General features: G+C 72.5%; 15 protein-coding genes. 11 read left to right on the top strand and 4 right to left on the bottom strand.

All coding sequences use genetic code 11. The features are described 5' to 3' along the window. Positions 1-47: 47 nt before the first annotated feature. A complete protein-coding gene (locus KC207_RS01795) occupies positions 48-479 on the bottom strand; it encodes a MarR family winged helix-turn-helix transcriptional regulator (RefSeq protein WP_211601199.1) in 432 nt (143 codons plus the stop codon). A gap of 104 nt (positions 480-583) precedes the next feature. Between KC207_RS01795 and KC207_RS01800 the strand changes: the two genes are divergently transcribed. After that, a complete protein-coding gene (locus KC207_RS01800; RefSeq protein ID WP_211601200.1) occupies positions 584-1,432 on the top strand; it encodes an NmrA family NAD(P)-binding protein in 849 nt (282 codons plus the stop codon). A 15-nt stretch (positions 1,433-1,447) separates the two neighbouring features. Here KC207_RS01800 and KC207_RS01805 read toward each other — a convergent pair whose 3' ends face one another. Continuing rightward, positions 1,448-2,476 (bottom strand): LacI family DNA-binding transcriptional regulator, encoded by a 1,029-nt coding sequence (locus KC207_RS01805; protein ID WP_211601201.1) that lies wholly within the window; start codon positions 2,474-2,476, stop codon positions 1,448-1,450. 292 nt (positions 2,477-2,768) lie between these two features. Between KC207_RS01805 and KC207_RS01810 the strand changes: the two genes are divergently transcribed. From KC207_RS01810 to KC207_RS01845, 8 genes are all read left to right on the top strand, one after another. After that, entirely contained in the window at positions 2,769-4,070 is a 1,302-nt protein-coding gene (locus tag KC207_RS01810; protein WP_211601202.1) for an ABC transporter substrate-binding protein, read from the top strand. Between the two features lie 78 nt (positions 4,071-4,148). Then, positions 4,149-5,063, top strand: a complete 915-nt coding sequence (locus tag KC207_RS01815) for a carbohydrate ABC transporter permease (RefSeq protein ID WP_249138497.1) — start codon at positions 4,149-4,151, stop codon at positions 5,061-5,063. A gap of 5 nt (positions 5,064-5,068) precedes the next feature. After that, complete coding sequence (locus tag KC207_RS01820) at positions 5,069-6,019, top strand: carbohydrate ABC transporter permease (RefSeq protein ID WP_211601203.1); 951 nt, start codon at positions 5,069-5,071, stop codon at positions 6,017-6,019. 5 nt (positions 6,020-6,024) lie between these two features. Beyond that, the gene (locus tag KC207_RS01825; RefSeq protein ID WP_249138498.1) at positions 6,025-7,977 is read left to right on the top strand and encodes a glycoside hydrolase family 127 protein; all 1,953 of its coding nucleotides are present in this window, start codon (positions 6,025-6,027) and stop codon (positions 7,975-7,977) included. Positions 7,978-8,020: 43 nt separating this feature from the next. Continuing rightward, complete coding sequence (locus tag KC207_RS01830) at positions 8,021-8,905, top strand: NAD-dependent epimerase/dehydratase family protein (RefSeq protein WP_211601205.1); 885 nt, start codon at positions 8,021-8,023, stop codon at positions 8,903-8,905. A 236-nt stretch (positions 8,906-9,141) separates the two neighbouring features. Beyond that, entirely contained in the window at positions 9,142-13,245 is a 4,104-nt protein-coding gene (locus tag KC207_RS01835) for a DUF5695 domain-containing protein (RefSeq protein ID WP_211601206.1), read from the top strand. 214 nt (positions 13,246-13,459) lie between these two features. Then, entirely contained in the window at positions 13,460-14,482 is a 1,023-nt protein-coding gene (locus KC207_RS01840) for a zinc-dependent alcohol dehydrogenase family protein (RefSeq protein WP_211601207.1), read from the top strand. Positions 14,483-14,525: 43 nt separating this feature from the next. Next, entirely contained in the window at positions 14,526-15,398 is an 873-nt protein-coding gene (locus tag KC207_RS01845) for a helix-turn-helix transcriptional regulator (RefSeq protein ID WP_249138499.1), read from the top strand. A 26-nt stretch (positions 15,399-15,424) separates the two neighbouring features. On the opposite strand, the gene KC207_RS01850 is transcribed toward KC207_RS01845, so the two are convergent. Beyond that, positions 15,425-16,051, bottom strand: a complete 627-nt coding sequence (locus KC207_RS01850) for a TetR/AcrR family transcriptional regulator (protein WP_211601209.1) — start codon at positions 16,049-16,051, stop codon at positions 15,425-15,427. A gap of 59 nt (positions 16,052-16,110) precedes the next feature. Between KC207_RS01850 and KC207_RS01855 the strand changes: the two genes are divergently transcribed. Both KC207_RS01855 and KC207_RS01860 read left to right on the top strand, forming a co-directional pair. Next, positions 16,111-17,784, top strand: a complete 1,674-nt coding sequence (locus tag KC207_RS01855; protein ID WP_211601210.1) for an FAD-binding protein — start codon at positions 16,111-16,113, stop codon at positions 17,782-17,784. Beyond that, positions 17,784-18,590, top strand: a complete 807-nt coding sequence (locus tag KC207_RS01860) for an SDR family NAD(P)-dependent oxidoreductase (protein WP_211601211.1) — start codon at positions 17,784-17,786, stop codon at positions 18,588-18,590. Before KC207_RS01855 ends, KC207_RS01860 begins: the two co-directional genes overlap by 1 nt. Positions 18,591-18,608: 18 nt before the next feature. On the opposite strand, the gene KC207_RS01865 is transcribed toward KC207_RS01860, so the two are convergent. Beyond that, the gene (locus tag KC207_RS01865) at positions 18,609-20,210 is read right to left on the bottom strand and encodes a xylulokinase (RefSeq protein WP_211601212.1); all 1,602 of its coding nucleotides are present in this window, start codon (positions 20,208-20,210) and stop codon (positions 18,609-18,611) included. Positions 20,211-20,219 lie beyond the last annotated feature (9 nt).

The raw sequence follows: 20,219 nt of genomic DNA on the forward strand, positions 1-20,219 counted from the left end.
GTGCGCTCGGCGTCACCTGCGGGGCGTCGTCCGCGTGGCGTCCACGGTCAGACCCGCTCCGGGTCGGGGTCCGTCATGAGCGCGAGGAGGCCGGCGAGCTGCTCCTGCTGGGCGGGGTCGAGCCGGCCGATGCGGTCGGCGGGGAGCCGGAAGCGGCGGTGCACCTCGCGGCGGGCGCGCCGGCCCGCCGGGGTGAGGGCGACCCGCTTCACCCGGCGGTCGGTGGGGTCCGCACCGCGCTCGACCCACGTCCTGGCCTCGAGCCGGGCGACGAGCTGCGTGATGTTCGAGGCGTCGCACAGCATCTCGTCGGCGAGCCGGCCCATCGTCGCCGGGCCGTCCACGAGGTGCTCGAGGACGCACGCCTGGGCGGCGCTCAGGCCGACCTCGAGGGCGGCGCGCTCGTAGGCGTCGTCGTAGGCGTAGACGAGATCCCAGAGGAGCTGCTCGGCCCGGACGGCGGGGGTCGGGGAGGCCATGCCGTCACCCTACTCCTTGATCCACTCAAGGAAATGTGCTCGACTGGGGATCGTCACGATGCTTGAGTTGCTCAAGCATCGTGTCCGACGGAGAAGGAGGAGCGATGGACCGGGTGCTCGTGACCGGGGTCCGGGGGAAGACGGGGGTGCCGCTCGCGGCGCTGCTGGCCGCCCGGGGAGGTGTCGAGGTGCGGGGCGGGAGCAGCGACCCGCGCTCCGTCGACCTCCCGGGGGTGGTGCCCACGGCGTTCTCGTGGGACGACCCGGACGGGTGGCGCGCGGCCGCCGACGACGTCGACGCGGTCTTCGTCGTCCGCCCGGACCGTCTTGACGCCCCCGATCTCGTCGCCGGCCTGCTCGGCGTCCTGCCACCGCACGTCCACGTCGTCCTGCTCTCGGAGCGGCGGGCCGAGGAGACCGGCGGGCACGACTGGGCGGTGCGGGTCGAGCGCGCCGTCACCTCGCGGGAGGGCTCCTGGACCGTCCTGCGTCCGGGGTGGTTCATGCAGGTGCTCACGGACCCGCGCTTCTTCCGCGACCTCGTCCTCGACGACGGGGCGCTGCCCTTCCCGTCGCGCGGAGCCCGGCTGGCCTGGGTCGACGTGCGGGACATCGCCGCCGTCGCCGCCGAGGCGCTGCTCGCGCCGGACGTCCACGACGGGGTGACCTACGAGATCACCGGCCCCGAACCGCTGTCGCTCCCGGAGACCGCCGCGCTGCTCGCCGCCGCGACCGGTCGCGAGGTCGAGCACCGTGACGTCACGGACGCCGAGGCGCTCGAGGGGACCGGCGGCTTCGAGCGGGAGCTCACCGCCCTGACCTACGACCGCGTCCGGGCGGGCGTCTTCGCCGACCCGACCGACGACGTCGAGCGGGTGACCGGTCGTCCGCCGCGGTCGCTGCGGACCTTCCTCGCCGACGCGGGGCCCGACCTCACGGGCGGGGTGGCCTGAGGTCCGGGTCGCGGCTCAGCGGGACGCGACCGTCGACCCCCGGATGACGAGCCGCGGCTCCTGGGTGTGCACGCCGGGGGAGAGGCGCTCGCCGTCGAGTGCGGCGAAGACCTGCTGCGCGGCGGCGCGTCCGAGTCCCATGAGGTTCGGGTCGAGGCTCGACAGGCGCGGCCGCGACTGCTCGACCATGGCGTCCCAGTTGTCGAAGCCGATGACCGCGACGTCCTCGGGCACGGCACGGCCGGCGTCGCGGAGGGTGTCGAGGGCGCCGCGGGCGATCTGGTCCGACCCGCACACGATGGCGTCGACGTCGGGCGTGCGGTCGAGGACGACGGAGGAGGCGGAGCGCCCCCACGCCTCCGACCACTCGCTGGCGAGGACGTCCCCGACGAGCTCGACGCCCGCGTCGGCCAGGGCCTCCCGGACGCCGCGGGCGCGGTCGCGGGCGGCCGCGTACCCCGGGTCGCCGGTGACGTGGGCGATCCGCGTCCGTCCACAGGAGAGCAGGTGCTCGGCCGCCATCCGGCCCGCGGCGACGTTGTCGGAGACGAGCGAGGTGTCGGCGGGGTCGACGGACGGCCCGTAGACGTAGACGACCGGCACCGGCAGGTCCTGGCCGAGGGACGGGCGCGCGTCGGTCCGGCTGCCCACGACGATGAGGCCGTCGACGCGGCGGCTCAGGAGGGCCTTGAGCTGGTATTGCTCGCGGATGGCGTCGCCGCGGGCGTCGCAGAGGAAGACGTTGACCTGCCCCGCGCCGAACGCGTCCTCGGCCCCCATGAGGATCGGCAGGACGAAGCGGCCCTGGAGGTCGCTCGTGAGGAGCCCGACGGTGCCGGTCCGGCCGGCGAGGAGCCCCTGGGCCATCGGGTTCGGCACGAACGAGAGCTGCTCGGCGGCCTCCCGGACCCGGACTCGCGTCCGGGCGGCGACGTCGCCCCGCCCGTTGAGGGCCTTGGACGCCGTCGCGACGGAGACGCCGGCGAGCCGGGCGACGTCACTGAGCGTCACCGCGCGGGGCGCACCGGGGGTCTGGGTGCTCATCGCTCCTCCTCGAGGTCGTGCGACGGGACGGATCCGACGGATCCCCCGAAAGGTCTTGACGTCGCCCGGGGGCCCGTCCTATCTTCTACCGAAACCGCTTTCGAAGTTTCGAAACGGTCGAGCAGGGCCCGCGCCGCCGGCTCATCCTCGCACAGACAGAACGGTCGAGGAAGAAGCGAGCGGAAGCAGACCCGCCGCCCGGCCGACCTCGAGCCGCGGCGAAGGTAAAGGTTTTCGATGGACCCGGTCGCATCACCGCGACCGCTCAACGGAGAGCACACCAGGAGGAGCAATGCACCCCTTCCACCGCCGTGGCGCGCGCAGCGCCGTGACGGCCTTCGGAGTGGCCGCCGCCATGCTCGGCGTCGCCGCCTGCGGGGTCGGGACGACGGACACGACCGAGGAGGCCGTCGAGGTCTCCGCCGAGGGGACCGACGACGGGACGCAGCTCACGCTGTGGACCCGCGCCCCGCTCGAGAAGCAGGCCAACCTCCTCGTCGAGGAGTACAACGCCACCCACGAGAACCAGGTGTCGCTCACGGTCGTCCCCAACGACGACTACGTCGCGAAGGTGGGTGCGGCGGCCGGCTCCGGCGGGCTGCCCGACCTCTTCGCCGCCGACATCGTCTACGTCCCGAACTGGGTCGAGCAGGGCCTCTTCCGCGACATCAGCAGCAACGTCGACGCCCTGCCCTTCAAGGACGAGATCAACCAGGGCCACCTCGCCGCCGGCACGTCCGACGACAAGGAGCACGTCCTGCCGTTCGTCCTCGACCTGTCGATGCTCTTCTGGAACAAGGAGCTGTTCGAGGAGGCCGGTCTCGACCCGGAGGTCGCCCCCGCGAACCTCGAGGAGTACGCCGAGGCCGCCAAGGCCGTCCAGGACCTCGACAAGCCGGGCGTCTACGGCACCGCGACGGGCCTCAACTGCGGCGGCTGCCTCGTCTTCACGTGGTTCCCGAGCATCTGGGCCGCCGACGCCGACGTCATGAACGCCGAGGGCACCGAGGCGCTCTTCACGAGCCCCGAGGCCACCGAGGTGCTCGACACGTGGCAGGACCTCTGGGACTCCGGCGCCGTCCTCCCGAGCTCGCGCGACGAGGCCGGACCGACGTGGACCGCCGGCTTCACCGAGGGCAACGTCGGCCTCATGTTCTACCCGGCCACGCTGCTCTCCTCGACCCCGTTCGACGCCGGTGTCGCCGGCATCCCCGGGCCTGGCGGCGGCGCCTCCACCTTCGTCGGTGGTGACGGCATCGGCATCTCCAAGGACTCCGAGAACGCCGAGCAGGCGTGGAACTTCCTCAACTGGATGATGTCCGAGGACGCCCAGGTCGAGGTGCTCGCGCAGAACAACGACGTCGTCTCCCGCGCCGACCTCGCGAACAACGAGTACGCCGCCGAGGACCCGCGCCTCGTGACGATCAACGAGGTGGCGGCCCAGGGCCGGACCCCCGTCGCGCTGAACTTCCAGCAGGCGTACAACGCCCCGAACAGCCCCTGGCTGACCCTCGTGCGGGACTACGTCCTCAACGACGGGGCGGGGAACCTCGAGCAGAACAACCAGCAGATCACGGACATCCTGAGCCAGTGATCCACCCGGCGCCGGGTCGGTCCCACGACCGGCCCGGCGCCGCCCTCCGTCCCCACCACACCGTCTGGAGGACCGGCCGTGTCCCTCATCGCCACGCAGCGACGCGTGCGCCCACCGCGGCGTCGCGCCCGCGTCGGACGTCGTGAGGCCGTCCAGGGATGGCTCTACGCCTCCCCGACCGCGATCTTCGTCCTGTTGCTCTTCGTCTTCCCGCTCCTGCTCGTGCTCCAGATGTCGGGCTCGGACTGGCCGCTCCTCGGCGGCAACCGCGGGCCGAACGTCCCGGACAACTTCGTGCAGGCCGTCGACAACCGCTTCTTCGTCGACTCCATCGTCTTCACCCTCAAGTACACGGCGGTCGCGACCGTCCTGCTCATCGGCCTGGGGCTCGGTCTCGCCCTGCTCGTGCAGGAGTCGAGCCGCTGGCAGAACCTCCTGCGGGTCTCCTTCCTCGTCCCGAGCGCCCTCGGTCTCGCCTCGGCGAGCCTGCTCTTCTACGTCCTGTACTCGCCGATCGCCGGCCCCGCCTCGGGGCTGCTCGCCGGGACCGGCTTCACCTTCCTCGGAACCCCGAACGCCGCGCTGTTCTCGACGGTCTTCCTCATCGTCTGGCGCTTCGCCGGCTTCTACATGCTCCTCATGCTCGTCGGCCTCCAGGGCATCCCCGGGGACCTCTACGAGGCCGCCCGGATCGACGGCGCCGGCCGCTGGCAGACCTTCCGGAGCATCACGATCCCGCTCCTGAAGCCGACCCTCGCCCTCACGACGATCATGTGCGTCACGGGGTCGCTGCTCGCCTTCGAGCAGTTCTACATCCTCACCAAGGGCGGGCCCGACAACAGCACGATCACCATCGTGCAGCTCATCTACAGCGTGGCCTTCCAGGGCCAGAACGACCTCGGGGTGGCCGCCGCGCTGTCCGTCATGGCGCTGCTCGCGCTCGTGGTCATCAACATGGCCCAGCTGCGGGCCTTCCGGACGGACGAGCGGTGAGAAGCATGACGACCTCCTCCCAGACCCCCCGGGCGACCGACGCCCCGGTCGAGCCGGCGGCCCGCGCGGTCGCCGACCAGGACCACGAGCCCGAGGGCCCCCGCGGCCCCCGGCTGGACCGCAACCGCGGCACGACCCTGGCCGGCGTCGCCATCCGCACGCCCTACTGGGTGTTCACCGCCGGCCTCGCGGTGCTCTTCATCTACCCACTGGCCTGGACGACGTGGGCGTCGGTGTCGCCGCTGCCCGGGACGAACCAGACCGACGGCTACGGGTTCGGCAACTACGTCACGCTCGCGAACTACCAGGCGGGCATCTGGCAGTACCTCTACAACTCCGCCTTCGTGTCGATCACGACGGTCGTGCTGACGCTGCTCATCTCGTTCCTCGGGGGGTACGCCTTCGCCCGGTTCTCCTTCCCGGGCAAGAACGCGCTCTTCCTCGTGACGCTCGCCATCCTCATGGTCCCGTACGCGACGCTGCTCATCCCGCTCTACGTGCTGCTCAACGAGGTGGGCCTGCAGAACTCCCTCCTCGGTGTCGCCCTCGTGCTCACGATGTTCCAGCTGCCGTTCTCGACCTTCATGATGCGGATCTCCTTCGAGTCCGTCCCCAAGGAGCTCGACGAGGCCGCGAAGGTCGACGGGTGCTCGACGTGGGCCGCCCTCTGGCGCGTCCTGCTGCCCGCGGTCAAGCCGGGGCTCATCACCGTGGGGCTCTTCGCCTTCCTCACGGCCTGGAACGACTTCATGGCCCCGCTCATCCTCATCAACGACTCGCAGAAGCTCACCCTGCCGCTCGCGGTGTCGAACCTGCGGGTCCAGGTCCAGGGCGTCGTCGACTACGGCGCCACCGAGGCCGGGGTCGTCGTGCTCGCGCTGCCCTGCATCCTCCTGTTCCTCCTCCTCCAACGCCACTACGTCGCCGGCTTCATGTCCGGCGCCTTCAAGGGATGACCTCCATGACGACGACGCAACCGACCCGCCACCACGCCGGCTTCGTGCCGGTCGCACCCCGCAGCGGCACCCTGCGCCCGCTCGGCGGGGACCAGGTGCGGATCACCGACGGCTTCTGGGCCCGCCGCCAGGAGGTCAACGGCACGCGGACCCTCGCCCACGTCCGGCACTGGCTGGAGCGGGAGGGGTGGCTGCCCAACTTCGACCTCGCCGTGGCCGGCGGGCTCGCCGAGGGACGACGGGGCCGGGAGTTCTCGGACTCGGAGGTCTACAAGTACCTCGAGGCGCTCGCCTGGGAGATCGGCCGGACCGGTGGCGACGCCCACGAGCGCGAGCTGCGCGAGGTCGTCGCCCGGGTCGCGGCCGCCCAGGAGCCGGACGGCTACCTCGGCACCGCCTTCGGGCGGCCGGGGCAGGCGCCGCGGTGGTCGGACCTCGAGTGGGGCCACGAGCTGTACTGCCTCGGGCACCTCTTCCAGAGCGCGGTGGCCCGGGAGCGGACGCGGCCCGGGGCCGATGACGGGCTCCTCACGATCGCCCGACGGGCGGCGGACCTCGTCTGCGAGGTCTTCGGCGCCGACGGGATCGCCCGGGTGTGCGGGCACGCCGAGGTCGAGGTCGGCCTCGCCGAGCTGGCCCGCGTCACCGACGAGCCGAGGTACCTCGAGCAGGCCGCCCTGTTCGTCGAGCGTCGCGGTCGCGGGTCGCTCGGGCAGATCGAGTTCGGCCAGCAGTACTTCCAGGACGACGTGCCGGTCCGCGACGCCGAGGTCCTGCGCGGCCACGCCGTGCGGGCGAACTACCTCGCGGCCGGGGCCGTCGACGTCGCGACCGATCTCGGCGACGACGGGCTGCTCGAGGCGCTGACCCGTCAGTGGGGGTCGACGACCGCGCGCCGCACCTACGTCACCGGCGGTCAGGGCTCGCACCACATGGACGAGGCGTTCGGCGACGACTTCGTCCTGCCCCCGGACCGCGCCTACTCCGAGACGTGCGCCGGCATCGCGTCGGTGATGTTCTCGTGGCGGCTGCTGCTCGCCCACGGCGAGGCGCGCTACGCCGACCTCATCGAGCGCACCCTGTACAACGTCGTCGCCACCTCGCCCTCGAGCGACGGTGACGCGTTCTACTACGCGAACACCCTCCACCAGCGCGTGCCGGGTGCTCCGGCGGACCCGGAGTCGGCCTCGCCGCGTGCCCTGTCCTCGCTCCGTGCGCCGTGGTTCGACGTCTCGTGCTGCCCGCCGAACGTCGCCCGGACCCTCGCCGGCCTCGACGCCCTCGTCGCGACCGCCGACGGCGACGGCATCCAGATCCACCAGTACGCCGGGTGCACGGTCGACACGACGCTCGACGACGGTCGGCGGGTCTCCGTGCGCGTCGAGACCGCCTACCCGGCCGACGGGCGGGTCCGGATCGTGCCGCTCGAGGACGGCGACGACGCGTGGACCCTCTCGATCCGGGTCCCGGAGTGGGCGGCGGGGGCCGAGCTGGCCGTGACCAGCGGGGGGGACACCTCGCTGCTCCCCGCCGAGCCGGGGTACGTGGCGGTGCGCCGCCGCTTCCGGAGGGGCGACGCCGTCGAGCTCGTCCTGCCGATGCGGCCCCGGGTGACCCGCCCGGACCCGCGGATCGACGCCGTGCGCGGGTGCGTCGCCGTCGAGCGCGGCCCCGAGGTGCTGTGCCTGGAGTCGGTCGACCTCGTCGAGGCCACCGGCGGTCCCGTCGACGTCGCCCAGGCGCTCGTCGACCCCGCCTCGCTCGACGACACCTCCGGCGAGGTGCGCATCGGGGTCCGGACCCGGGCCTTCGAGGACCGGTCCTGGCCCTATGCCGGTGACGGTGTCCCGACGCGGCCGGGGTCAACGGGCGACGTGCGCCTCGTCCCCTACCACTCGTGGGCCGAACGGGGCCCGTCGACGATGCGCGTCTGGATGCCCGTCGTCGACGGGGCGTGAGCCGGGTGGTCGCACCGGCGCCCGTCGGGGTGAGGATGGGGACATGACCACCACCACCAGCAGCCCGAGCCGTGTCGTCGTCACCGGCGCCCGCGGCAAGCTCGGTCGGGCCGTCGTCGCGCACCTGCGCGACGTCGGGCTCGACGTCCTCGCGACCGACCGGGTCGCCGGGAGCGACCCCCGCGAGGTCGACGGCGAGTTCCTCGTCGTCGACCTCACCGACTACGGCCAGGTCGTCGAGATGCTCGGCGGCGTCGACGAGCACGCGCCCGTCGACGCCGTCGTCCACCTCGCGGCCATCCCGGCCCCGGGCATGACGACGAACGCCGCGACGTACGCGAACAACTCGGCCGCGACGTACAACGTCTTCGCCGCGGCCCGGGCCGCCGGCATCACGAAGGTCGTCTGGGCCTCGAGCGAGACCGTCCTCGGCCTGCCGTTCGACACCCCGCCGCCGTACGCCCCGGTCGACGAGGAGTACGCCCCGCGACCGGAGTCGACGTACTCGCTCAACAAGGCGCTCGAGGAGGAGATGGCCGGGCACTTCTGCCGTTGGCAGCCCGACCTCGTCGCCGTCGGCCTGCGCTTCTCCAACGTCATGGACGTCGAGGACTACGCGCAGTTCCCCTCGTTCGACGCCGACCCGCAGCTGCGGAAGTGGAACCTCTGGGGCTACATCGACGCGCGGGACGGGGCGCAGGCCGTCGAACGGGCCCTCGCCCACGACGTGCCCGGTGCCGACGTCTTCGTCATCGCGAACGCGGACACCGTGATGTCCCGCTCCAGCGCGAGCCTCATGGCCGAGGTCCACCCCGACGTGCCGATCACGAAGGAGCTCGGCGAGCACGAGACGCTGCTCGGCATCGACAAGGCCCGACGCGTCCTCGGCTACGAGCCACGGCACACCTGGCGCGACCACGTGGGCTGAGGCCCACCGACGACCGTCGACGACCCCCGGGACAGTGCGTCCCAGGGGTCGTTCTCGAAACATTCCGAAAACCATTGCGGCATGACGCGGAGTCTTCCTACCGTAAGGGCGTCGACCCCGCAGCGCCGCCGGAGAGCAGGCGGCCGCGTGGTCGTGAGCCGGGCGTGAGCATCCGGCTCGCCCACCCCGAGGGCCGGCGCCCGGTGTCGGTCCGAAAGACAGGAAGCGTGCATTCAATGGCGAAGACAGCGCTCCGACGGTCCGCCGTCGGGATGACGGCCGCCGCGGTCGTCATGGGGCTCGCGACAGCCGCCCCGACGACGGCGGCACCCGCCCCCACGGCCGTCCCCGCGGCCGCGACGACGGGGTCGTGCACCCCGCCCGAGACCTCGGTCGCCCAGAAGGCGACCCCGACGGCGTCGTACACGGCGTCCTGGAACTCCATCGCCGCGGTGAGCGACGGGGTGTCGGTCTTCACCGGCGGCCAGCAGAACCAGGTCTGGGGGACGTACTCCTCGAACCGCCCCGCCTCGCAGTGGCTCCAGTACACCTGGTCGGGGGCCGGGACCTTCACCGGCGCCGCGGTCTCCTTCTGGCACGACACGACGTCCGACACCGCGGGCAACGGCGTCGCGGTCCCGCGCTCCTGGCGGATCCAGGCGTGGGTCGACGGGGCCTGGGCCGACGTCGCCCTCGCCGACGGCTCGTCCTACGGCCGGGACAAGGCCGCTCCGAACGAGGTCGTCTTCGCCGAGCCCGTGACGACCGAGCGCCTGCGGGCGGTGTTCGACGCGACGACGAACGGCACGACCTTCGCCGCGGTCGCCGTCAGCGAGTGGGCCGTCACCGGCGAGGCGCCGGACCGGGCGGGAGCCGGGCTGGAGACCCTGACCTCGGACGCGTTCAGCGTCGGGGTGAGCCGGGTGACCGGCGGTGTCTACCACCTCGCCAACGCCGCGGACGACCCCTTCTGCACGAACTACGTCGAGAACCCGACCCAGCGTCCGCGCTTCGACGTCAACGACTCGCGCTGGGTCGGCGACGTCGTCATGCGCGTCGACGGCACGCCCCGGGTCACCGGGCTGTCCGACGACGTCCGGACCGTGACCTCCGACGACGAGGGCATCGCCGTGTCCTACACGGGGAACGCCGCGAACCAGTACGGCATCCGCGGCTTCGACCTCACCGAGCGCTACGCCCTCACCGGGGCCGACGAGGACGTCCTCGACTGGTCGATCAGCATCGACAACACCTCGGGCGCCGCGATCGAGGTCGAGGACCTCTCCCTGCCGATGCTCATGAACTCGTGGTGGAACGGGGGCGACCAGACGAGCATCTACGAGCAGAACGTCGGGCGGCACTCGTTCATCGCCCAGGACGGCTCCTACGCGTACTGGCAGCGCCCCAACGGCGTCGGCCCGTACCTCGTCATGGTCCCGAAGTCCGGGACCTCGCTGGAGTTCCGGAACAAGGCGCGCACCGGCGAGGGACCGTTCGGCGAGAACGACCCCGCGTGGGAGGGCCTCGTCGAGTTCTCGATCCACTCCAAAGCGCTGCAGCCCGAGCGGGAGGGCAAGATCGGCGGGTACCTGCCGGCCACCTCGCTCACCCTGCCGGCCGGTGGGACGAAGGACTACGGCTTCACCTTCCGGTGGGCCGACTCCTACGCCGACCTGCATGACGTCCTGTACGACGCCGGCGTCGTCGACGCGGTGTCGCTGCCCGGGATGACCATCCCGACCGACCAGACCGCGACCCTCGCGGTCCGCGCGAAGGGCGGCATCGAGTCGGTGACCGGCGAGGACGGCAAGGACATCACCGTCGAGCCGGCCGGAGAGCGGAACGGGTACGAGCTCTACGAGCTCACCCTGCCGCAGCTCGGTCCGCAGCAGGTCGTCGTGACCTTCGACGGCGGTCGGCGGTCGGTGCTGCAGTACGCGGCCGTCGAGCCGGTCGAGACGCTCATCGAGCGTCGGGCCGACTTCCTCGTCGACCACCAGCAGGCCCGGACCGACCGGGGCTACGACGGCGCGTTCCTCCAGTGGGACATGAGCCGGGAGAAGCTCGTCACGTGGGACGACTACCCGGGCGGCGGCTGGAAGCAGTGGATGGCCGGCGGCTCGGACGACCTCGGCCTGGCCCCGGCGGCCTACCTCGCCGAGAAGAACCTCGTCGAGCCGGACCAGGACCAGGTCTCGGCCATCGACTACTACATCGAGAACTTCCTGCTCGGCTACCTCCAGTCGCGGACGGAGAACGGCGAGCGCACCTGGCAGGTCTACCGCTGGTACGACGGTCGTGACGACACCCCGAACGACCAGGGAGTGTGGCGGGCCTACAACTACACGCACATCGCGAACACCTACCTCGCGATGTACGAGCTGAAGACGCGCTACCCGGACCTCGACACGAGCTTCACGGCGACCGAGTACCTCACGATGGCGTACAGGACGATCGACGCGATGTTCACGAAGATCCCGCTGCCGACCCCGATCGGTGACGCGGCCCACGACCTCGGCCTCATGGGCGAGAGCACCTACCCGCAGCTGCTCGCGGCGCTGCGCGCGGAGGGCATGTCGGCCGAGGCCGACACGCTGCGGGGTCGGCTGTCGGACAAGGCCGACCGCCTCTTCGCCCAGGAGTACCCGTTCGCGTCCGAGGCGAGCATCGACACCACCGGGTTCGAGGCCAACTACACGCTGGCCACGATGTTCGACAACCCCGAGCTCGCGGACAAGGTGCAGAGCGCTTCGCTCGCGTCCCGCGGTCTGCAGCCGCTCTGGTACTACTACGGCTCGGACAACCGGCACATGGGTGAGTCGTGGTGGAACCTCGGCTACGAGACCCAGCTGGGGGCGTGGCAGCAGCAGGAGTACCTGTCGACGTACGCCTCGCCCGACGACCCGGACTTCGACGACGCGATGCGCTCGACCTACGGCGCCTACCTCGGCGGCTGGGCGAACATCAACTCCGGTCAGATCAGCGACTCGCCGGCCAACATCGGGGCCGCGTCCTGGCAGTACCAGAGCCAGCTCGGTGCCGGCGAGGGTGCGTGGTCGTTCATGCCGATGATCGACGGCTGGTGGGCCTGGTCCGGTGAGGCCGACCTCGGCTTCTGGGGCGCCATGCGCACCGCGTCGGTCAACGTCGTCGACGACGACGTCGTGGGCCTGTACGGCTACGGCGGCGACGTCACCCTGGAGGACGGCTCCTACACCGTCGTCCCGAAGGACGGCGTCCGCCAGGCGCTGACCCTCTACACCGAGGGCGGCTTCTCCGTCGCTCTCGACGGGGCGCGCTACACCGAGGCCGTCGTGGCCGAGGACCTCTCCGAGGTCTCGCTCACCCTGGAGAACCCGACGGGGTCCGGCGCCTACTCGCCGGTCGTCTCGCTCGGGTCCCTGCCGGCCGGTGACTACCGGGTCCTCGTCGACGGCGAGGCCCGGGAGTCCGTGACGAGCGACGGTGACCTCACGGTGCCGCTCGACCTGACGGGCGCCTCGCACGAGGTCCGCGTCGTCGCGGGCAGCGAGCCCGCCGACACGGTCGGGCCGGTCGTGACGGTCAAGGACTCCTCGGTGGGTCGGGACGGGATCTGGTCGACGGTGTCGTGGAAGCTCCACGACGTGGACGGCCAGGTGGACCGGCTCACCCTCAACGGGGTGGAGAAGGACCTGACGGACGCGGAGTGGTCGGACCTGGACGGTGTCGTCCCCGGGAGGTTCGGGGCGGTCGAGGGGAAGAACACCCTCGTCGTGACGGACGTCGCCGGCAACGGCACGACGGTGGAGTTCGCCCTGGACACCAAGGCCCCGACGGCGACGGTGAAGGACGGCTCGGAGTTCACGGTGGGCCGGGACGGGCGGTTCGCGAAGGTGTCGTTCAAGCTGCACGATGCCGGGAAGGTGGACAGGGTCTCGGTAAACGGGACGGTCAAGAACCTGAGCGACAACGTGTGGTCGGACCTGAACTTCGTGCGTCCGGGTGTGTTCGGTGCGCTCGAGGGTGAGAACACGCTGGAGGTGTTCGACGTGGCCGGGAACGTGACGACGGTGGAGTTCGTGCTGGACGTCTCCGGTCCGGAGGTGACGGTCAAGGAGGACGGGAAGCTGACGTCGGGTTCGGGTGGTGTGTACTCGAAGGTGTCGTTCAAGCTGCACGACCCGTCGAAGGTCGACCGTGTGACGGTGAACGGGACGGTCAAGGACCTCACGGATGCGGTGTGGTCGGACCTGAACGGGGTGAAGAAGGGCTCGTTCGGTGCGGTCAAGGGTGAGAACACCCTCGTGGTGTTCGACACGCTCGGTAACCCGACGACGGTGAGGTTCACGCTGAAGTAGCGGCTCGCCCACGCAGCGCCGGCCGGACCCGCACGGGGTCCGGCCGGCGCTCCGTCGTGGTCGGCGGCCTGCCGGCCCGTCCGACGACGCGGCCCCGTCGAGCCGGGCGCACCGAGGGGGAAGAACAGACCCTCCCGGCCGGGGTCGCTGGGCGGTTCCCTGGTGGTGAGGGCCCCGACCGCGGGGTCACCAGCGACACAGAAGGGAGACTCCCGTGCGCGGAGTCGTCATGCACACCGCCGGGGACGTCCGGGTCGAGGACCGCCCTGACCCCGAGATCCTCGAGCCGACCGACGCCGTCATCACCCTGGCCGCGACGTGCGTCTGCGGGTCCGACCTCTGGCCGTACCGCGGCGTCGAGCCCGCAGACCACCAGGTGATGGGCCACGAGTACATCGGCGTCGTCGAGGAGGTCGGCTCCGCCGTGGAGACCGTGGCCCCCGGCGACTTCGTCGTCGGCTCCTTCGTCATCTCGGACAACACGTGCGAGATCTGCCGGGCCGGCTTCCAGTCCAAGTGCGTCCACGCGGAGTTCGTCGCGCAGACGATCGGGACGCAGGCCGAGAAGGCGCGGATCCCGCACGCGGACGGCACGCTCGTGAAGACCCCGGGCACCCCGGGGCCGGAGCTCTACCCCGCGCTGCTCGCCGCGTCCGACGTGCTCGGGACCGGCTGGTTCGCCGCGGTGGCCGCGGAGGCCGGTCCGGGCAGGACCGTCGCCGTCGTCGGTGACGGTGCCGTCGGCCTCATGGCCGTCCTCGCCGCACGGGAGCTCGGTGCCGAGCGGATCATCGCGATGTCGCGCCACCCCGAGCGGCAGCGTCTCGCGCGTCACTACGGCGCGACCGACATCGTCGAGGAGCGTGGCGACGAGGGCGTCGAGAAGGTCAAGGAGCTGACCGGCGGCCTCGGCGCGCACTCGGTCATCGAGGCCGTCGGGACGCAGGAGTCGTTCATGCAGGCCGTCGGCATCACCCGAGGCGGAGGCCACCTGGGCTACGTCGGGGTCAACCACGATGTGCAGATCCCCGGGATCGAGCTGTTCTTTGCGGGGATCCACGCGCTCGGCGGCCCGGCTCCGGTCCGCCGGTTCCTGCCCGACCTGCTCGAGCGGATCTGGGCCGGCGAGATCGACCCGGGCCTCGTCTTCGACCTGACGCTCCCGCTCGAGGATGCGGCCGAGGCGTACCGGGCGATGGACGAGCGTCGCGCGACGAAGGTCATGCTGACGCTGTGACGGGCGTGCACGGGTCAGCCGCTCGTACCCTGGAGATGTGGACATGACGGACGAGATCCGCGAGTTCCTCGCCTCGCGACGCGCCAACGTCACCCCCGCGCAGGTCGGGATGCCGGCGGGGGGCGGCGAGCGGCGAGTTCCGGGCCTGCGACGTGAGGAGGTCGCCGTCCTCGCGGGTGTGAGCGTCGACTACTACACGAAGCTCGAGCGGGGCCGCGTGACGAGCGCCTCCGACGCGGTGCTCGGCGCGATCGCGACCGCCCTGCGGCTCACCGACGCCGAGCGGGCGCACCTCTTCGCGCTCTTCCGCCCGTCTCGGTCGGGGCGGCGTGCGCCCGCCGGCGGACGTGCCGGTCTGCCCGAGTCGCTGCAGCGGATGCTCGACAGCATGACCGTGCCGGCGCTCGCCTACGACGCCTGCCAGGACGTCGTCGGCGCCAACCTCCTCGGGCGGGCGATGTTCGCGCCGGTGTTCGAGGCGGCACGCCCCAACCTCGCCCGGTTCACCTTCCTCGACCCGCGGGCGCAGTCCTTCTTCGAGGACTGGGACCTCGCGTGCAGCCTCAACGCCGCGATGCTGCGGTACGAGGCCGGCCGGGACCCGCTGGCGGAGGACGTCACCGCCCTCGTCGGCGAGCTCTCGACGCGCAGCCCCGTCTTTCGCGCCCACTGGGCCGCCCGCGACGTCCACGAGCACCGCTCGGGGCGCAAGGTGTTCCACCACCCCGAGGTCGGCGACCTCGAGGCCGACTACGACGTGCTCGCCGTCCCCGGGGGGTCGGGGGTCTCCGTCACCTCGTACACGGCGCCCGCGGGCTCGGCGACCGCCGAGAGGTTCGCGCTCCTCGCGAGCCTCGCGGCGAGCCGGACCCGCGAGGCCGTGCGGCCGGCACCCGCCGAGCCCACCGGCGGCTGATCCGTCGAGGACCGGCCGTGCCGAGGTCAGGGCTCGGGCGGCCAGGCGAGCGCGGGGTCGACGAGGCCGACCGCGCGCCGCACCTGGTCCGCGAGCGAGCGGTCGCGCGGGTTCGTCACGGCGAGCCCGTGGACCATCCGCACGAGGAGGAACAGGTCCTCGACCTCGAGGTCCTCGCGCACGATGCCGGCCTCCCGGGCCTGCTCGAGCCGCCCGGCGAGGATGCCGGCCATCCGGTCGGCGGCCCCGATCGCGGCCCCCGCGTCGGCGGCGTGGGCGACGACCTCGACGAACGCCGTCGACTCCAGGAGGGTCTCGACCATCCGGCGCCACACGAGGACGAGGCCGTCCGGGCCGGGATGGGCGGCGGCGTGGGCCTCGATCGCGTCGAGGTTGCCCTCGAACGCGGCGGTCGCGAGCTCGAGCCGGCCGGGGAAGTGCCGGTAGAGCACTCCCTGGCCGACGCCGGCCTCCTGGGCGATCGTGCTGAGCGGCACCCGGTATCCGTGCGCCACGAACAGTCGCCGGGCGGCGGCGAGGATCTTCTCGCGGTTCTCCGCGGCCGCCGCCGGTCCCCGGTTCGCCCCCCGAGGCGCGGACGACCGTGGCGGGGTCTGCCCGAGGGTCTTGCGGGCGCGGCGGGGCGGCGGCATGCTGGTGAGCGTACAACCGGACAACAGTGTCCGGTTGTGTCGAGCCCGCAGGAGCCGCCATGACCGCCGTCGTCGCCGACCACACCCACGACGCCGTCGCCGCCGACCACACCCACGCCGTCGTCGGTGCGGCCCTTCCCGCCGCCGACCTCGGGCTGTCGGTCCTCGTCGTCGAGGGGAGCGGCCTGTGGGGTGGCAGCTCCTCGATGTCCGGGGGCGGGGTGTGGCTGCCGGACAACCCGCTCATGCGCCGGGACGGGGCGGGCGACTCGCGTGAGGAGGCGCTGGAGTACCTCGAGCGGACCGTCGGCGACGCCGGGCCGGCGACGTCCCGGGCCCGGAAGGAGGCGTTCGTCGACGGCGTCCGCCCGCTCGTCGAGATGCTCGAGCGGCTCGGCATGACGTTCGCCCGGGCCGCGGACTACCCGGACTACTACCCCGAGCTGCCCGGTGGGAAGGTCGGCCGTGCGATCGAGGTCCGCCCCTTCGACGTCCGCCGCATCGGCCCCTGGTGGGCGACGTCCCGCGGCAAGAAGGAGGGGGTCCCGGCCCCGGTCATGACCGACGACTTCTGGCTGCTCCAGCGGGCCTGGTCGACACCCGGCGGCATGGTCCGCGGCGCGAAGGTCGCCGGCCGGGTGCTCGCGATGGCGGCTCGTCGCCAGTGGCAGGTCGGGATGGGTGCCGGGCTGACGGCCGCGCTCATGGACGTCGTCCAGCGGCAGGGGACGCAGGTCTGGACCGGGACCCCGGTCGAGGAGCTCGTCGTCGAGGACGACCGGGTCGTCGGCGTCCGCGTCGTCCGCGACGGCCGGCCGGTCACCGTCGCGGCGACCCGCGGGGTGGTCCTCGCCGGGGGCGGCTTCGACCACAACGCCGAGATGCGCGAGCGTTTCCACGGCGTCGACGGCTCCTGGTCCTCCGGGGCGGCGTCCAACGTCGGGTCGGTCATCGAGATCGCCGAGAAGGCCGGTGCCGACACCGACCTCATGGACGACGCCTGGTGGGGTGGGTCGGTACCGCCCGCGAGCCCGCAGGACCGCGCCGGGTTCATGGTGAGCGAGCGGTCCGTCCCGTTCTCGATCATCGTCGACGCCTCCGGGCGCCGGTTCGCCAACGAGTCCGAGTCCTACGTCGACCTCGGGCACCACATGTTCGAGCGCCGTGAGGAGGTGCCCGGCCGCTTCTGGATGGTGAGCGACCGGCGGCACGCCCGGCGCTACCTGCGCTCCTACGCGATGGATCCCCGCGTGCTGAAGCGGATGCGGGCGGCGGGCATCCTCCACGAGGAGCCGACGCTCGAGGCGCTCGCGGGGCGGATCGGGGTGGAGAGCGCGGCACTGCGCTCGACCGTCGAGCGGTTCAACGGGTTCGCCCGCACCGGCGTCGACCACGACTTCGGCCGGGGCAACTCCGCCTACGACCGTTACTACGGCGACCCGACGGTCCACCCCAACCCCAACCTCGGGCCGATCGAGCGCGGGCCTTTCACCGCTGTCGAGGTCGTCCCCGGCGACCTCGGGACCAAGGGCGGGGTCGTCACGGACGAGCACGCGAGGGCGCTGCGGTCCGACGGGTCGGTGGTCGAGGGGCTCTTCGCGGCCGGGAACTGCAGCGCGTCGGTCATGGGTCGGACCTATCCCGGACCGGGGTCGACACTGGGTCCGGCGCTCGTCTTCGGCCACCTCGCAGCACGCCATCTGTCCGCCGCGGCGACGGACGGGGACGCCTGATGGAGCTCACCGGACGCACCGCGGTCGTCACCGGCGGCGGCAACGGCATCGGGCGCGAGGTCGTCCTCGAGCTGCTGCGGCGGGGCGCCCGGGTGGCGGCCGTCGACCTGCGCGAGGACGGCCTCGCGGAGACCGCGGACCTCGCCGGGGCCGGCGAGCGACTGTCGACCCACGCCGTCGACGTCACCGACGCCGCGGCTGTGGCCGCCCTGCTGGAGGCGGTACTCACCTCGCACGGCTCGGTCGACGCGCTGCTCAACGTCGCCGGGATCATCCAGCCCTTCGTCCGGGTCGCCGACCTCGATCAGGCCGTCGTCGACCGGGTCATGGCCGTGAACTTCCACGGCGTCGTCGGGACCGTCCGGGCCTTCCTGCCGCTGCTGCTGGAGCGCCCGGAGGCGGGGATCGTCAACGTCTCGAGCATGGGGGCGCTCGTCCCCGTCCCGGGCCAGGCGGTCTACGGGGCGAGCAAGGCGGCCGTCATGCTCTTCACCGAGGCCCTCTACGCCGAGCTGCGGGACACCCCGGTCGCGGTGACTGTCGTCTTCCCCGGAGGGGTGTCGACGCACATCACCGACAACTCCGGCGTGAGCATCCCGTCGGCCGGGGAGGAGGCGGGCTCCTCGATGTCGCTCACGACGCCGCAGGACGCCGGCCGGCAGGTCGTCGACGGCCTCGCCGACGGCTCCTTCCGCGTCGTCATCGGCAAGGACGCACGAGCGATGGACGTGCTGTCGCGGATCTCCCCGCGCCGGGCCACCGACACCGTCGCCAAGCGGATGGCCCGCCTGCTCGACCGGGCCTGACCCGGGGTCGAGCCGGGCTCAGCAGGCGTCGACCGCGGCGCGCTCGACGGCCAGGCCCGCCTCGTACCGGGTGAGGTAGGACCGGAAGCCCTCGACGTCGGCGGGGTCGGGCTCGACGACGCTCGAGGCCGCGTCGGCGAAGACGTGGGTGTCGAGCCACGAGGCGAGGTCGGCGCCGCTGTCGTCGGCGAGGTAGCACGCGAGGACGGCGATGCCCCACGCGCCGCCCTCCGCAGCGCTCTCGCCGACCGCGACGCGGGTGTCGAGCGCACCGGCGAGCAGGCGCTGCGCCACCCCGGCGGTCCGGAAGATGCCGCCGTGTCCGACGACGACGTCGAGGTCGACCCCCTCGTCGTCGAGGATCCGCATCCCGAGGGCCAGCGTCGCGAACGCCCCGAGGACCTGGGCGCGGACGAAGGTCCCGAGGCTCAGACGGCTGTCGGGAGTCCGCAGGTAGAGCGGGCGCCCCTCGTCGAGGCCCGTCACCGGTTCACCGGACAGGTAGTTGTAGGCGAGGACTCCGCCCGCGTCGGCCTCCGCGTCGAGAGCCGCGGAGAGCATGGCCCGGAACACCTCGTCGCGGCCGGCCGGCGAGCCGACGGCCTCGACGAGCTCGGCGAAGACGCCGGCCCAGGCGTCGAGCTCGCTCGCGCCGTTGTTGCAGTGCACCATCGCCACCGGGTCCCCGGACGGGGTCGTCACCATGTCGATCTCCTCGTGCACCCGGGCGAGGGGCTGCTCGAGGACGGCCATCGCGAAGATGCTCGTCCCGACGCTCACGTTGCCGGTCCGGGGGGCCACGGCGTTCGTCGCGACCATGCCGGTCCCCGCGTCGCCCTCGGGCGGACAGAGCGGCGCGCCGGGGGAGAGGGCGCCCGTCGCGTCGAGCAGGGCCGCGCCGTCCGCGGTGAGGTGACCGGCGTCCCGACCGGCCGGGAGGACCCGCGGCAGCAGCGCCTCGAGGGAGACCCCGTCGAGGCGCTCGGCGAGGCGCGCGTCGTACCGGGCGACGAGGTCGGCGTCGTAGGTCCCGGTGGCGGCATCGATCGGGAACATGCCCGAGGCGTCGCCGACCCCGAGGACGTGCTCCCCGGTGAGCCGGCGGTGGACCCAGCCGGCGAGGGTCGTCAGGCTCGCGACCTGCGCCACGTGGGGCTCGTCGTCGAGGACCGCCTGGTAGTGGTGCGCCACCGACCAGCGCAGCGGGATGTTGACGCCGAGCAGCTCGGTGAGCTCACCCGCCGCCGGGCCGGTCGTCGTGTTGCGCCAGGTGCGGAACGGGACGAGGAGCGCGCCCGCCTCGTCGAAGGCGAGGTAGCCGTGCATCATCGCCGAGACCCCGAGCGCGCCGAGGGCCGTCGGGCGCACGCCGTGGCGCTCCTGCGCGTCGTCCGCCATCGCGCCGTAGGCCTCGCGCAGTCCGGACCACACGTCGTCCTCGGTGTAGGTCCACGTCCGGTCGACGAAACGGTTCTCCCACGCGTGCCCACCGCTCGCGAGCGGACGGCCGTCGGGGGCGACGAGCACCGCCTTGATCCGGGTGGACCCGAGCTCGATCCCGAGCACGGCGCGGCCCTGGCTGATGACGTCGGCGTCGGGCGATGCGGCGGCGGTGGTCATGGGGAGGGC

The organism is Phycicoccus avicenniae (assembly GCF_018139485.1).
Classification (GTDB): Bacteria; Actinomycetota; Actinomycetes; order Actinomycetales; family Dermatophilaceae; genus Phycicoccus; species Phycicoccus avicenniae.

What these genes read in the sequence shown, in the direction of transcription:
- KC207_RS01795 (WP_211601199.1), bottom strand. Translation starts at nt 479, where the DNA reads ATGGCCTCCCCGACCCCCGCCGTCCGGGCCGAGCAGCTCCTCTGGGAT.
- KC207_RS01800 (WP_211601200.1), top strand. Translation starts at nt 584, where the DNA reads ATGGACCGGGTGCTCGTGACCGGGGTCCGGGGGAAGACGGGGGTGCCG.
- KC207_RS01805 (WP_211601201.1), bottom strand. Translation starts at nt 2,476, where the DNA reads ATGAGCACCCAGACCCCCGGTGCGCCCCGCGCGGTGACGCTCAGTGAC.
- KC207_RS01810 (WP_211601202.1), top strand. Translation starts at nt 2,769, where the DNA reads ATGCACCCCTTCCACCGCCGTGGCGCGCGCAGCGCCGTGACGGCCTTC.
- KC207_RS01820 (WP_211601203.1), top strand. Translation starts at nt 5,069, where the DNA reads ATGACGACCTCCTCCCAGACCCCCCGGGCGACCGACGCCCCGGTCGAG.
- KC207_RS01825 (WP_249138498.1), top strand. Translation starts at nt 6,025, where the DNA reads ATGACGACGACGCAACCGACCCGCCACCACGCCGGCTTCGTGCCGGTC.
- KC207_RS01830 (WP_211601205.1), top strand. Translation starts at nt 8,021, where the DNA reads ATGACCACCACCACCAGCAGCCCGAGCCGTGTCGTCGTCACCGGCGCC.
- KC207_RS01835 (WP_211601206.1), top strand. Translation starts at nt 9,142, where the DNA reads ATGGCGAAGACAGCGCTCCGACGGTCCGCCGTCGGGATGACGGCCGCC.
- KC207_RS01845 (WP_249138499.1), top strand. Translation starts at nt 14,526, where the DNA reads ATGACGGACGAGATCCGCGAGTTCCTCGCCTCGCGACGCGCCAACGTC.
- KC207_RS01850 (WP_211601209.1), bottom strand. Translation starts at nt 16,051, where the DNA reads ATGCCGCCGCCCCGCCGCGCCCGCAAGACCCTCGGGCAGACCCCGCCA.
- KC207_RS01855 (WP_211601210.1), top strand. Translation starts at nt 16,111, where the DNA reads ATGACCGCCGTCGTCGCCGACCACACCCACGACGCCGTCGCCGCCGAC.
- KC207_RS01860 (WP_211601211.1), top strand. Translation starts at nt 17,784, where the DNA reads ATGGAGCTCACCGGACGCACCGCGGTCGTCACCGGCGGCGGCAACGGC.
- KC207_RS01865 (WP_211601212.1), bottom strand. Translation starts at nt 20,210, where the DNA reads ATGACCACCGCCGCCGCATCGCCCGACGCCGACGTCATCAGCCAGGGC.